Below are 13,292 nucleotides of genomic sequence, written 5' to 3'. Positions count from 1 at the left end.
GTGCCCAGCTGGGAAGAGATGTGCCAGCAGTTGGTGGTGGCGGGCCGGCCGGGTGACGTGGCCACCGCCGCCTCGCTCTGGGAGCAGCTGCTGAAGAACGTGACGGCGGTCAAGGAGAGCCTGGAGACCAACGTCAAGGATCTGGGTGAGGTCTGGAAGGGCGAAGCGTACGAGGCCTTCAAGACGAAGGTCACGACGATCGCGACGAACGCCGGGAAGGTCGTCGAGGACGCCGAGGGTCAGGAGGGCATCGTCCAGTCGCTGCGGAGCGCGGCGGACCGGCTGACCGCCGCCCAGTCCTCGTTCCCGGTTCCCGCGAGCTGCGTCAACGACGTTCTGGAAGCGCGTAACGGCCGGCTCGTCATCGACACCGGGCTGTTCGAGATGCGGGTGAAGCCGGACTTCATGGGCCTGCTCGACCCGTTGACCGGCCTCTACGACTGGATCAACGACAAGTCGGAGGAAGCTGCCCAGGTCTACGGCGACGTCAGTGGCGAGTATCTGGCGATTGACCAGCGGACACCGGGGTCGACCACTCCGGGCGCCAGTGCCGCGCCGGACATGCGTACGCCGGACCTCGGCACCGGCCCGGGCGGCGGGGGCGGGCTCGGCGGGGCGCCGAGCATGGGCGGGATGCCCTCCACCGGCGGCATCGGTGGCGGCGGGCCGTCGGTCGGCGCGGGCGGTATGCCCGGCACCGGCTCCCCGGGGATCGGCTCCGGCGCCCACCCCGACCTGGCCGGCGGCGGTTACGGCTCCGGCACCGGGTACACGCCGGGCACCGGCAGCCTCGCCGACGACTACGGCAGTGGCCTGGCCGGTGCCGGCACCGCCACCGCGCCCGGCCTAGCCGGCGGCCTGCCCGGCACCACCGGTCTCGGTGCGGGCGGCGGCGCCGGTGGTGGCGCCGGGCTTGGCGGCGGCATGATCCCGGGTGGCGGTGCGCTGGGTCGCCCGGTGACCCCGGGCATGGCCCCCATGATGGGCGGCGGGGCCGGCGCGGGTCGGGGCGGCGGCCGCGGTGGCGGCGGGCGGCTCGGCGCGGGCGGCAAGCTGGGCGCGGGTGCCGGCATGGCGCCGATGATGGGCGGCGGCGCGGCCGGCGCCGGTCGGGGCGCCGGCGGCCGGGGTGCCGGCCGGGGAGTGCCGGGCGCGGGCGCTGCCGGTGCCGCCGGCCGGGGTGCCGGGGGCGCACGCGGTGGCGCGGCCGGCGTCGCCGGGATGGGTGGCCACGGCGGGGCGGGGTACGGCGACGAGGAGGTCCCCCGCAACACCTGGCTGGAGGAGGACGAGGACGTCTGGGGCGCGGACGGCGGCGGCACGCCCGGCGTGCTGCGCTGATCCGACGTCACGCCACCGCCCGCACCGCGCCCGATCAGGGAGCGGGTGCGGGCGGTGTCGCGTCCGGTGGCGGCTCGTCCGCCTCCGCGTGGCGGAGAGCCGGTGTCGTGCGTGCATGGTCGATTCGATGCCGGGGGCATCGCGGTGTTTCAGGCCGGGAATGCCGCCATGCCGCCGGCATCGCGGGCCGGTGAGGTGAAGCCGGGCCGAGGGTGCGGTCAGGTGGTCGCGGTGGGGTCGGCCGGGCGGCGGCCCGGTCGCCAGGCGCGTCGGCGTCCCCGGTCCAGGATCGGCTTGACGGCGAGGAGCAGCACGGCCACCAGTGTGCCGGTGGCGGCCACCCAGAGCGCCACGTCGCGTTGCCAGGCCAGCGGGTCCTCGGGTGGGGCCGGTGCGGCCAGCGCGTCGGGCGGCGGGTCGGTCCGGTGGCCGAGCAGGGTGGACACCGCCCGGTACGGGCTCACCACACCGTGACCGACCTCGGCGTTGTGGCCGTCGGGTGGGCTGTCCGCCGTCCGGGCGAGCCGGTCGGCCACCTGCTCCGGGTTGAGGTCGGGGTACGCGGAGCGCACCAGCGCGACCACCCCGGACACGTACGCGGCGGCGAAGCTGGTGCCGCCCTGCGGTTCGGCCAGGTACCCGTCGCCGCCCGGGGCGGGGCCCACGATGTTCAGGCCCGGGGCGGCGATGTCGATGTACTCGCCGCTCACCGAGCTGCCCACGTGGCCGCCCTGCTCGTCCACCCCGGCGACCGCGATGACGCCCGGGTACGCGGCCGGGTACGCGGGCAGGTCCTGCTGGTTCTCCTGCCGGTTGCCGGCCGCCGCGACCACCACCACGCCCTCGTCCAGCGCGTAGCGCACCGCGTCGGCGAGTTCCGGCCGGTCCAGGGTGACCAGCGACATGTTGACCACGTCGGCGTCGTTGTCCACCGCCCACCGGATCGCCCGGGCGATCTCGCCCGGCAGGCCTTCGTCCACTGTGGTGCGGGTGTCGGGCAGGACGCGTACCGGAAGGATCCGGGCCTGCGGCGCGATGCCGCTGAACGGCACCCCGGTGCCCTCCCGGCCGGCGATGATCCCCGCCACGATCGTGCCGTGCCCGGCGAGATCGCACTGGCCCTGCTGCTGCGGCAGGCTGTTGAAGTCGCGCCCCTCGAGGACCTGGCCCCGCAGCGTGGGATGGGTGGCCGAGACCCCGGAGTCGATGACCGCGACGGTGACCCCGGCGCCCCGGGAGAGCCGCCACGCCGACGCCGGTTCCAGTCGTCGCAACGGCCAGGGCGTCTCGGCGGGCGCCGCCGTGCCCGCCGGCCCGCAGCGGGGTGCCGCCGCGGCCGGGGCGGGCGCGATGACGACGGTGCCGAGCAGGAGGACAACCGCTCCACTCAGGAGGATTCGTGCCCCGGCTCGGCGGGCGGGAGCGGGCCGGCCCGGTCGGAAGCTCTCGCGCACGCGCTGAGACTACCGCCGCCCGTCACCGGCGCGGGCGCCGCCCGCCACGGCGTCGCCTGCCGGCTCCTCGGTGAAGAGCGCCAGGAGGGCGCCGACCTGGCGGTCGGCCTCGGCGGGGTGCCGGAAGCGGCCGGAGGGGTTCAGCGTGTACTCGTTGCGGCGGCCCACCCGGGTGCGTCGGAGGTAGCCACCCGCCTCGAGATCGGCGACGATCGCCTGTGCGGCCCGCTCGGTGACGCCGACCTCGTCGGCCACGTCCCGCAGCCGGGCGGTGGGGTTGCGGGCGATGGCGAGCAGCACGTGCGCGTGATTGGTGAGGAACGTCCAGTTCCGGGTGCTCCCCTGCTCTCCTGCTGTCGCCATGTCCGACATCGTATGACCCGCCGTTCCGGTTTCCCGCCACCCCGAGAGCGCCCGTCCGGTACCCCGCAAGGGGCCAGCGACATATGAAGTGCATATCACGCATGCCTTGACGTGTGTTTTGCTGCGTGTGACGGTGGGTGGCAGCCCGAGTCCAGCGCCGGTCCGGGTCCCACCAGGTTCGTCACCGCAGGGACGAGGTGAGGGCATGAGTCGTCGCGGAACGCCCGGCACGCAGCCGGGCCCGGATCGGAAGCCCGTCGGGGCCGCCGTCGGTGGTCCGACCGGCCCAGAACAGGCGCTCGCCGAGCTGTACGCCGGCAACCGGCGGTTCGTGACCGGCGAACCGCGCCACCCCAACCAGGACGCGGGCCGTCGGGCGGCGGTGGCGGACGGGCAGCAGCCGTTCGCCGTGATCGTCGGCTGCTCCGACTCCCGCCTCGCCGCCGAGATCATCTTCGACCGCGGCCTGGGTGACCTGTTCGTGGTGCGGACCGCGGGGCACACCCTCGGCTCGGAGGTGCTCGGCAGCGTCGAGTACGCGGTCGACGTGCTCGGCACGCCGCTGGTGGTCGTGCTCGGCCACGACTCCTGCGGGGCGGTCCAGGCGGCCCGTGAGGCGGACGCGACCGGCACGCAGCCACCCGGGCACCTGCGGGCCGTGGTGGACGCCGTGGTGCCCAGCCTGCGCCGGGCCGACGCCGAGGGCGTCACCGACCTCGGCGGGATCGTCGACATCCACATCGCGCAGACCGTCGAGGCGATGCTGGACGAATCGGAGGCGCTCGCCGCCGCCGTGGCCGCCGGCCGGTGTGCGGTCATCGGCATGTCGTACCGCCTCGCCGCCGGTGAGGTGCGGACGGTGGCCGGCCCCGACGACCTGTCCGGCGCGGACCCGGCCGCCCGCGCCGCCGCCTGATCCGACGTCGCACGCCCCCGGGCCGCTGCCGAACATACGCCGGGCCGCTGCCGGACGACCGCCAACGCCACGACGCACGCCCCGCCGGGCCTACGCGAAAGGGCCGCCCCGCACGTCGCGGGGCGGCCCTTTTCAGTCGTCGGCTACAGCATTGACACGTGGACGTGGTCGGTGTGGGCGGACGGCCCGCTGTACGACTTCCAGCCGGTCGCCGGGAACCAGATCTGCCGGTTCCAGATCACGTAGTAGATGCCGAGCCGGTCGGCGTTGCGGACGAGGAACGCGGTGAGGTCGTTGCCGTACCGGCGCATGTCGTTGTTGTACCAGGCGCGGAACCCGCTGTTCTGGAGCGACCAGTCGCAGGCCCGGCCCTTGGGGTGCTCGAACGGACCGCCGGACCGGTGGCAGCCGACGAACCGCTTGAACCCGGCCCGCCGCACCTCGTTGTGCATGTGCAGCGTGCGGGGGGTGACACAGCCGCTGGTGGTCGGGTCGTTCTCGCTGCACGACTCGGACCGCCAGTCGCCGTCGGCGGTGCGGCCCGGGGCGATCCGGGCGACCGGCGACTCGGCGCTGACCAGGCCGCCGGTGAGCCCCCGTCCGCCGACCAGGCGGAGGGCCTTCTCGGCCTCGGTCTTGCCGCGCTTGAGGTCGTTGGTCAGCTTCTGCTGCTCGCGGACCTCCGCGTCGAGGGCCAGCTTGGCCTGCTCGGCGCGGTTCTTCGCCGCGTTGACCACGGCGAGGCGCTTGTCGTTGACGAGGTTCAGCTCGTCCAGCGCCGACGCGCGGGCGATGAACGAGTCGGGGGTGTTCGCGCCCAGGAGCATCGACATCGCGCCGATCCGCCCGGTCCGGTACGACTGGGCGGCGATCTCGTTCACCTGTGGGGCCAGGGCGTCGAGGTCGGCCTGCGCGCGCCGGAGTTCCAGTTCGAGGACGAGCCGGCGCTTGTTCGACTTGTCCAGCTGAGCCTTGGCCTTGACGAACTCGCGGTTCCGGGACTCGATGAGGTCGCCGAGCAGCTTCGGCTCCCCGTCGTGCCCCGAGGGCTTGGGGGGTGTGGTGGGGGCGGCCGACGCCGGGGCGGGCCCGGCGAAGACGGCCAGCGCGGCGAGCACGGCCACCACGGGTGTCAACCAGCGGCGTAGGGGTGCCGTCACAGTGTTCCCTTCCGTCGACCGCCGACCGGGTTAGCTGACGGGTTCGGGACGGAAGCGGCCCCTACCGCTGGCGCGGATTCACCCCACGTACCTGGTTCCCCGGCTCGCCTCGCGGCGATTGGGCGGTGGCCCCGCTGGCGCCTGTGCGCGCCTTCGGCGGTGACCGGCAGCGAGGTTACCTGACAGGAGTGCTGGGGATCTACGTCCCGAAGCCGACCAAATGCGCGATTCCGTAAGCGCGCTGCGTAATCAGTGACGCATCTATCAGGCGGGTGGCACCGCGTCGTCACCGTGCGGAGTCTCACCATCCGGTGTCCGTGCTCCTGTCTCGGTCGGGCCACCCACCCGGGGTGGCGGGGGCGGTGGTGCCGGCGCGCGGCGCGCTCAGCGCCTCCAGCGCGTCCGTCCGTTCGGATGCCGGCCGGGGGGCCGGAGCGGGGACGTCCGCGTCCGCCGTTCCGCCGCCGCGCCGCCCGGCGGTGGTGACCAGGGCGGCGAGCGCGGTGGTGAGCGGGACCGCGGCGATCAGGCCGAGCGTCGCGACCGCGCTGCGGACGATCTCCTGGGCGAGGAACTCGGTGGTGAGGATCTGGGTCGCGGCCCGCGAGTCGGCGGTCAGCAGGAGCAGGACGGGCAGCGAGGCGCCCGCGTACGCCAGCACGATGGTGTTCACCGTGGAGGCGATGTGTGCCCGGCCGACGCGGGTCGCGGACCGGTAGAGCTGGCCCCGGGTCAGTCCCGGGTTGGCGTGGGCCAGCTCGGTGACCGTGGCCGCCTGGGTCACCGTGACGTCGTCCAGTACGCCCAGGGAACCGATGATGATGCCGGCCAGCAGGAGGCCGTGCAGGTCGACGTCGGCCTGGAACATCGACAGCGTGGTGGCCTCCTCGCTGCCGTACCCGGTCAGGTGGGTGGCCGCGGTGGCGAGCGTGCCGAGCACCCCCGTGAGCACCAGGCTGCCCAGCGTGCCGAGGACCGCCACCGACGTCTGCGCGGTGACGCCGTGCGTGAGGTACAGCACCACGAACATGATCAGCGCGGCGCCGACCACCGCGACCAGCAGCGGCGGTCGGCCGGCGCTGATCCCGGGCAGGACGAACGTCAGCAGGATGGCGAAGCTCGCGGCCAGGCCGGCGAGCGCGGCGAGGCCGCGCCACCGGCCGAACGCGACGATCGCGGCGGCGAAGAGCGCCACCAGCCAGATCAGCGGCTTGCCGCGCTGGTGCTCCGCGATGTTGTACGCGCTGGCCGACGGGTCGGCCGGGTCGGTCAGCTCGACCAGGATGATCTCGTCGCCGACGGCGACCTCGGGCGCGCCGGGACCGGCCGGCACCGGCGTCTCGACCTGTTGCCCGGCGTCCGGCCCCTGGTCGACCCGCACCGTCACCGTGCCGCACGGGCCGTCACCGGTGGCCGGACCACCCTGCGGCGCCTCCGGGGTGGGCGGGCACGGCTCGGTCACCACCTTCGTCACCGTGCCGTGGTAGCGGGGCGGCTCGGTGCCCGCGTCGGCCTCCCGGGCGTCGCGCGGCCAGAGCACCAGGGCGGCGACCAGGGTGGCGAGGAAGAGGGGGACCACCGTCGCGATGAGGATCCGCCGCACCCCGGGCGGGGCGGACGGAGCGGGACGGGTGTGGTCGGCGCCCATCGAATGTCTCCCAACGAATCCAGGGCGGGGTACGGCCCGGCGGGTCGGTCGGTTCAGCGTTTCCCGGAACTCCTCACGAGGGGTGCTCGGAGGTGGCGGTGCGGCCACGTACCGTGACGGTCGTGCCGGGGCGGGCGCGGCCGCGCGAGGCCGGCGGCAGCGTCGGCGACCCGGCGCGGAGGCGGGCCGGGTGGTGCGGAATCCGAAGGGCCATCGGCCGAATGGTAGCCAGCGTGACCCGCCGACGCAGGTCGCGCGGTGCGGTGTCGGCGGCCGGACCTGACGGTTGTGCCCCACGGGCGGGTGCGGGAAGGCATGTTGAGGGCATGGTTCGGCACCCGAAGCCCAGCGGCGACCATCCGCACGGGGGGCACTCGCCCGGCGGCGGGCACGACCGGCATGCGGGGCACGACCCGGAGATGTTCCGCCGCCGGTTCTGGGTCTGCCTGGTGCTCACCCTGCCGGTGGTGGCGACCAGCCACCTGGTCATGGAGTGGTTCGGCTACCGGCTGGAGTTCCCGGGCCGCTCGCTGGTGGGGCCGGTGCTCGGCTCGGTGGTGTTCTGGTGGGGCGGCTGGCCGTTCCTGGTGGGTGCCGTCCGGGAGGTCCGCGACCGCGCCCCGGGGATGATGCTGCTCGTCGCCATGGCGATCACCGTCGCGTACGGCGCGTCCCTGGCCACCAGCCTCGGTGCCTTCGACCTGGACTTCTGGTGGGAACTGGCCGCTCTGGTCACCATCATGCTGCTCGGCCACTGGCAGGAGATGAAGGCGATCGGGCAGGCGCGCGGCGCGCTCGCGGCGCTGGCCGCGTTGCTGCCGGACGACGCCGAGCGGGTGGGCCCCGACGGGAGCGTCACCCGGGTGCCGGTGAGCGAGCTGCGGGTCGGTGACGTGGTGCTGGTGCGGCCGGGCGGGCGGGTGCCGGCGGACGGACGCATCACCGACGGCAGCGCCGAGCTGGACGAGTCGATGATCACCGGGGAGTCCCGGCCGGTCACCCGGTCGGTGGGGGACCGGGTGGTCGCCGGCACCGTCGCCACCGACTCCGCGATCCGGGTCCGCGTGGAGGCGCTCGGCGAGGAGACCACACTCGCGGGCATCCAGCGGATGGTGGCTCAGGCGCAGCGGTCCAGCGGGCGGGCCCAGGTCCTGGCGGACCGCTTCGCCGCCGGCCTGTTCTACGTCGCCACCGTCACCGCCGTGGTGACCGTGCTGGCCTGGACCGCGCTCGACAACGCCGACGAGGCGGCGGTCCGGACGGTCACCGTGCTGGTCATCGCGTGCCCGCACGCGCTGGGCCTGGCGATTCCGCTGGTGATCGCCCTCTCCACCGCGCTCGCGGCCCGCTGCGGGATCCTGGTCAAGGACCGGCTGGCGCTGGAACGGATGCGGACCGTCGACGCGGTGCTCTTCGACAAGACCGGCACGCTGACGCGGGGGGAGCACGTCGTCACCGACGTGGCCGCCGCACCGGACGTGGACGAGGGTGAGGTGCTGCGCATCGCCGCCGGCGTCGAGTCCGACAGCGAGCACCCGCTGGCCCGGGCGATCGTCGCCGCCGTCGACAGGCGGGGCGGGCCCGCCGCCGCGAGCGGCTTCCGCTCCCTGCCGGGCCGCGGGGTGCAGGCCACGATCGAGGGCCGGGAGTACGCGGTGGGCGGCCCCGCGCTGCTGCGGGAGCTCGGCGTACGGCTCCCCGGTGCGCTCGCGGCGGCGAGCGACCGCTGGTCGGAACGGGGTGCGGCCGTGCTGCACCTGATCCGCCTGCCGGACACCGTGCTCGGCGCGCTGGCCCTGACCGACGAGGTACGCCCCGAGGCGCGCCAGGCCATCGCCGAGCTGCGGGCGGAGGGCGTGCACACCATCGCCATGATCACCGGGGACGCCCGGCCGGTCGCCGAGGCGGTCGCCGCCGACCTCGGGTTCCGCCCGGGCGTCGACGAGGTGTTCGCCGAGGTGCTGCCGGCGGACAAGGACGGCAAGGTCACCGAGCTGCAACGGCGGGGCCTGACCGTCGCCATGGTCGGTGACGGCGTCAACGACGCGCCCGCCCTGGCCCGGGCGGACGTCGGCATCGCCATCGGCGCGGGTACGGACGTCGCGATCGAGTCGGCCGGCGTGGTGCTCGCCTCGTCCGATCCGCGCGGCGTGAGCGCCGTGCTCCGGCTGTCCCGGGCCTCGTACCGGAAGATGCGGCAGAACCTGGGCTGGGCGGCCGGCTACAACGTGGTGGCCCTGCCGCTGGCCGCCGGTGTGTTCGCGTGGGCCGGCCTGGCGTTGAGCCCGGCCCTGGCGGCGGTGCTGATGTCCGCCTCGACGATCGTGGTGGCGCTCAACGCCCAGCTGCTGCGCCGGGTGCGGCTCGACCCGGCCGCTTCCGACCGGGGTTCCGCCGGGCCGGCGCGTTGATCCACTCGTTGCGGGATGTGTTCGGCGTCGCGGACCCCGCGAACTGCGGCGGAACGCCGGCGGGTCGAGCCGGGGAAGGCCGAGCCAGGGACGGTCAGCCGCGCTTCATCAGCCGGCCGACGGCGGCCATCATCTCGCTGGCCATCTCGTCGGCGCGGCCCTCGGCGGCCCCCTCGTGCATGCAGTGCCGCGCGTGCCCGTCGAGCAGGCCGAGGGCGACCTTGTCCAGCGCGGCCTGGATCGCGGAGATCTGGGTGAGGACGTCGATGCAGTACCGGTCCTCGTCGACCATCTTCTCGATGCCCCGGACCTGCCCCTCGACGCGGCGCAGCCGCGCGACCAGCTGGTCCTTGGTGGCGGTGTAGCCCCGGGTCGGGGCGGGCGTTGGTGTGGTCATGCCGACAAGGATAGCGTACCCGTGGGGGGTATGTTAGTGTCCTGAGCAGCTACCCCCCAGGGGTATTGTGGGTGCCGGAGAAGGAGAGGTTCCATGGTCACCACCACGTACCAGGTGCAGGGCATGACCTGCGGGCACTGCGTGAGCTCGGTCAGCGCCGAGGTCGGCGCGATCAAGGGCGTCAGCGAGGTCCGGGTGGATCTGGCCTCCGGCCAGGTCACCGTCACCAGCGAGAGCCCGTTGGACATCGAGACCGTGCGTGCCGCGGTCGACGAGGCCGGCTACGACCTCGTCGGCGCCTGACGGCCGCACGGGGAAACCGAGGTAACCATGAACACGGCGACGAAGCTGAGCGGCTTCGCGCTCGGGCTCGCGGCGGTGTTCGGCGCGGCGTACGGGGTCGGCCAGGTGACCGGCCCCGGCGCCCCGGCCGCCGAGACCCGCCACGACGACACCGGACACGCCGGCGAGACCCCGCACGGCGACGGGACGGGGCACGGCGACACCGGCGGGGCCGACCTGCCCGGCGGCCTGCTCGTCTCCGAGCGCGGCCACACCCTCCGGCCGGTCGCGGCGCCCGCCGGGCAGTTCGCCTTCCAGATCACCGGGCCGGACGGCGCGCCGGTGACCGCGTACGAGGTGGCGCACGACAAGCGGATGCACCTGATCGTCGCCCGCCGCGACCTCAGCGGTTTCCGGCACGTGCACCCGGAGATGTCCTCGGACGGGACCTGGCGGGTCGACTCGCCGCTGGCCGGGCCGGGCGTGTGGCGGGTCTTCGCCGACTTCACGCCGGGCGGCGGGGAGCCGCTGACCCTCGGCGTGGACGTGACCGTCCCCGGCGCGCTGGCCGAGCGGCCGCTTCCGGCGCCCGCGACCAGCACCACCGTCGACGGCTACACGGTCACCCTGGCCGGAACACCGCAGCCGGGCCGGACGAGCGAGCTGACGCTGACCGTGAGCCGGGACGGCGTACCGGTCACCGACCTGGAGCCCTACCTGGGCGCGTACGGGCACCTGGTCGCGCTGCGCCAGGGCGACCTCGCGTACCTGCACGTCCACCCGGACGGCGCGCCGGGCGACGGGCGGACGAAACCCGGCCCCGAGGTGACCTTCCTCGCCGAGGTACCCTCCGCCGGCGCCTACCGGCTCTACCTGGACTTCCAGCACGGCGGCGTGGTCCGCACCGCCGAGTTCACCATCGTCGCCGGAGCAGCCGGCGGGACGGTCACCGCCGTCCCGGCCGCACCGACGCCGACCAGCACGAGCGCACCCGCCCCGACCGGCGGCGCCGACCACGGCGTCCCCGGTCACGGGCACGACTGACGGGACGCGTGATGACCACCACGAGCAAGCCCCTGCCGATGGCGCCGAACCAGATCGAGCTGGCGATCGGCGGCATGACCTGCGCCTCCTGCGCCGCCCGCATCGAGAAGAAGCTCAACCGGATGCCCGGCGTCACCGCCACGGTCAACTACGCCACGGAGAAGGCGAGCGTCGCGTACGCCGACGACGTGACCCCGGACGACCTCATCGCCACGGTCGAGAAGACCGGTTACACGGCGGTCCTGCCGCCCCCACCGGTCCCGGCCGGTGGGCAGCAGCCGGCCGCCGAGCCGGTGGACGAGCTGCGCGGTCTGCGTACCCGGTTGTGGGCGTCGATCGTGCTGACCGTGCCGGTGATCGTGCTGGCGATGGTGCCGGCCTGGCAGTTCACCTACTGGCAGTGGCTGTCGTTGACGCTGGCCGCCCCGGTGGTGGTCTGGGGTGGCCTGCCGTTCCACCGGGCCGCCTGGGTCAACCTGCGGCACGGCGCGGCGACCATGGACACGCTGGTGTCGCTGGGCACCCTCGCCGCCTTCGGCTGGTCGGTGTGGGCGCTGTTCCTGGGCACCGCCGGCACGCCGGGGATGACCCACCCGTTCAGCTTCGACATCGTGCGCGGCGACGGCGCGGGCAACATCTACCTGGAGGCGGCGGCCGGCGTCACCACCTTCATCCTCGCCGGCCGGTACTTCGAGGCGCGGTCCAAGCGCACCGCCGGAGCGGCCCTGCGGGCCCTGCTGGAGCTGGGCGCGAAAGATGTGGCGGTGCTGCGGAACGGCACCGAGACCCGGGTCCCGGTCGACCAGCTCGCGGTGGGGGACCGGTTCGTCGTCCGCCCGGGCGAGAAGGTCGCCACCGACGGCGTCGTCGAGGAGGGCACCTCGGCCGTCGACGCGAGCATGCTCACCGGGGAGTCGGTCCCGGTCGAGGTCGCGCCCGGCGACACGGTGGCCGGCGCCACCGTCAACGCGGGCGGGCGGCTGGTCGTGCGGGCCACCCGGGTCGGCGGCGACACGCAGCTCGCCCAGATGGCCCGCCTGGTGGAGGCCGCGCAGACCGGCAAGGCGGCCGTGCAGCGGCTCGCCGACCGCATCTCCGGGGTCTTCGTCCCGATCGTGATCGCGCTCGCCGTCGGCACGCTGGGGTGGTGGCTGGGCAGTGGGGCGGGACCGACCGCAGCGTTCACCGCCGCCGTGGCCGTGCTCATCATCGCGTGCCCGTGCGCCCTCGGTCTGGCCACGCCGACCGCCCTGCTGGTCGGCACCGGCCGGGGTGCCCAGCTCGGCGTCCTGATCAAGGGGCCCGAGATGCTGGAGTCGACGCGGACGGTCGACACGGTCGTGCTGGACAAGACCGGCACCGTCACCACCGGCCGGATGACCCTGGTCGACGTGCTCCCGGCGTCCGGAGCGGACCGGGCGGAGGTGCTGCGGGTCGCCGGGGCGCTCGAAGCCGCCTCCGAGCACCCGATCGCCCGGGCCATCGCCGCGGGCGCGGCCGAGGCCGGCACGCTGCCGCCGGTGACCGACTTCGCCAACCTGGAAGGGCTGGGCGTCAGCGGTGCGGTGGCCGGCCGTACGGTGCTGGTCGGCCGGCCCCGGCTGCTGCGGGAGCGGGGTGTCGACGTACCCGGGGAGGTCTCGGCGGCCGTCACCGCCGCGGAGGCTGCCGGGCGGACGGCGGTCCTGGTCGGCTGGGACGGGCGGGCCCGGGGTGTGCTGGCGGTGGCCGACGTGGTCAAGCCGACCAGTGCGACGGCGGTCGCGCGCCTCCGCGACCTCGGCCTCACCCCGGTCCTGCTGACCGGCGACAACGAGACCGTGGCCCGGGCGGTGGCCGCCGAGGTCGGTATCGACGAGGTGATCGCCGAGGTGCTACCGGCGGACAAGGTGGACGTGGTCCGGCGGCTCCAGGGCGAGGGCAGGGTCGTGGCGATGGTCGGCGACGGGATCAACGACGCCGCCGCGCTCGCCCAGGCCGACCTGGGGCTGGCCATGGGCACCGGGACGGACGCGGCGATCGAGGCCTCCGACCTGACCCTGGTCCGGGGTGACCTGACAGCCGCCGTGGACGCGATCCGGCTCTCCCGGCGCACCCTCGCGATCATCAAGGGCAACCTGTTCTGGGCCTTCGCCTACAACGTCGCGGCCCTGCCGCTGGCCGCGGCCGGGCTGCTCAACCCGATGATCGCCGGTGCCGCGATGGCCTTCTCGTCGGTCTTCGTGGTCGCCAACAGCCTCCGCCTCCGGGGTTTCCGTCCGGTGGCGTGACGGTTG

General features: G+C 74.6%; 12 protein-coding genes and 1 riboswitch. Of the genes, 6 read left to right on the top strand and 6 right to left on the bottom strand.

The annotated features are described in order from the left end of the window. The gene (locus ACTMS0_RS02080) at positions 1-1,341 is read left to right on the top strand and encodes a WXG100 family type VII secretion target (RefSeq protein WP_441153353.1); all 1,341 of its coding nucleotides are present in this window, start codon (positions 1-3) and stop codon (positions 1,339-1,341) included. A 218-nt stretch (positions 1,342-1,559) separates the two neighbouring features. Here ACTMS0_RS02080 and mycP read toward each other — a convergent pair whose 3' ends face one another. Together mycP and ACTMS0_RS02070 are read right to left on the bottom strand one after the other, a co-directional pair. Then, the gene (mycP, locus tag ACTMS0_RS02075) at positions 1,560-2,795 is read right to left on the bottom strand and encodes a type VII secretion-associated serine protease mycosin (RefSeq protein ID WP_441153352.1); all 1,236 of its coding nucleotides are present in this window, start codon (positions 2,793-2,795) and stop codon (positions 1,560-1,562) included. 9 nt (positions 2,796-2,804) lie between these two features. Next, positions 2,805-3,167: a helix-turn-helix transcriptional regulator gene (locus ACTMS0_RS02070; RefSeq protein WP_441153351.1), complete on the bottom strand. Its 363-nt coding sequence runs from the start codon at positions 3,165-3,167 to the stop codon at positions 2,805-2,807. A 196-nt stretch (positions 3,168-3,363) separates the two neighbouring features. On the opposite strand from ACTMS0_RS02070, the gene ACTMS0_RS02065 reads away from it, so the two are divergent. Further along, positions 3,364-4,074 carry a carbonic anhydrase gene (locus ACTMS0_RS02065; RefSeq protein ID WP_441153350.1) on the top strand — a complete coding sequence of 237 codons (711 nt, stop codon included), beginning with the start codon at positions 3,364-3,366 and terminating at the stop codon, positions 4,072-4,074. Between the two features lie 143 nt (positions 4,075-4,217). On the opposite strand, the gene ACTMS0_RS02060 is transcribed toward ACTMS0_RS02065, so the two are convergent. The 3 genes from ACTMS0_RS02060 to ACTMS0_RS02050 form a co-directional block, all read right to left on the bottom strand. Next, positions 4,218-5,234 carry a coiled-coil domain-containing protein gene (locus tag ACTMS0_RS02060; RefSeq protein ID WP_441153349.1) on the bottom strand — a complete coding sequence of 339 codons (1,017 nt, stop codon included), beginning with the start codon at positions 5,232-5,234 and terminating at the stop codon, positions 4,218-4,220. A gap of 4 nt (positions 5,235-5,238) precedes the next feature. Further along, a riboswitch (cyclic di-AMP (ydaO/yuaA leader) is annotated at positions 5,239-5,369 on the bottom strand. Positions 5,370-5,535: 166 nt separating this feature from the next. Then, complete coding sequence (locus ACTMS0_RS02055; protein ID WP_441153348.1) at positions 5,536-6,882, bottom strand: YibE/F family protein; 1,347 nt, start codon at positions 6,880-6,882, stop codon at positions 5,536-5,538. A 73-nt stretch (positions 6,883-6,955) separates the two neighbouring features. Next, entirely contained in the window at positions 6,956-7,096 is a 141-nt protein-coding gene (locus ACTMS0_RS02050) for a hypothetical protein (RefSeq protein ID WP_441153347.1), read from the bottom strand. A 112-nt stretch (positions 7,097-7,208) separates the two neighbouring features. Between ACTMS0_RS02050 and ACTMS0_RS02045 the strand changes: the two genes are divergently transcribed. Then, complete coding sequence (locus ACTMS0_RS02045; protein WP_441153346.1) at positions 7,209-9,293, top strand: heavy metal translocating P-type ATPase; 2,085 nt, start codon at positions 7,209-7,211, stop codon at positions 9,291-9,293. A gap of 94 nt (positions 9,294-9,387) precedes the next feature. On the opposite strand, the gene ACTMS0_RS02040 is transcribed toward ACTMS0_RS02045, so the two are convergent. Then, positions 9,388-9,690 carry a metal-sensitive transcriptional regulator gene (locus ACTMS0_RS02040; RefSeq protein ID WP_441153345.1) on the bottom strand — a complete coding sequence of 101 codons (303 nt, stop codon included), beginning with the start codon at positions 9,688-9,690 and terminating at the stop codon, positions 9,388-9,390. Positions 9,691-9,783: 93 nt separating this feature from the next. On the opposite strand from ACTMS0_RS02040, the gene ACTMS0_RS02035 reads away from it, so the two are divergent. The 3 genes from ACTMS0_RS02035 to ACTMS0_RS02025 are packed head-to-tail and all read left to right on the top strand — an operon-like array spanning position 9,784 to position 13,286. Further along, entirely contained in the window at positions 9,784-9,993 is a 210-nt protein-coding gene (locus ACTMS0_RS02035) for a heavy-metal-associated domain-containing protein (RefSeq protein WP_441153344.1), read from the top strand. Positions 9,994-10,020: 27 nt separating this feature from the next. Further along, on the top strand, positions 10,021-11,016 hold the full coding sequence (locus ACTMS0_RS02030) for a hypothetical protein (RefSeq protein WP_441153343.1): 996 nt from the start codon (positions 10,021-10,023) through the stop codon (positions 11,014-11,016). 11 nt (positions 11,017-11,027) lie between these two features. Next, complete coding sequence (locus ACTMS0_RS02025; RefSeq protein ID WP_441153342.1) at positions 11,028-13,286, top strand: heavy metal translocating P-type ATPase; 2,259 nt, start codon at positions 11,028-11,030, stop codon at positions 13,284-13,286. Positions 13,287-13,292: the final 6 nt, after the last annotated feature.

The sequence above is a fragment of the Micromonospora sp. H33 genome (genome assembly GCF_052068455.1).
In the GTDB taxonomy this organism is placed as follows: domain Bacteria; phylum Actinomycetota; class Actinomycetes; order Mycobacteriales; family Micromonosporaceae; genus Micromonospora.
The sequence above is the reverse complement of the archived record's forward strand: the minus strand, read 5'-3'. Positions and strand labels throughout refer to the sequence as shown.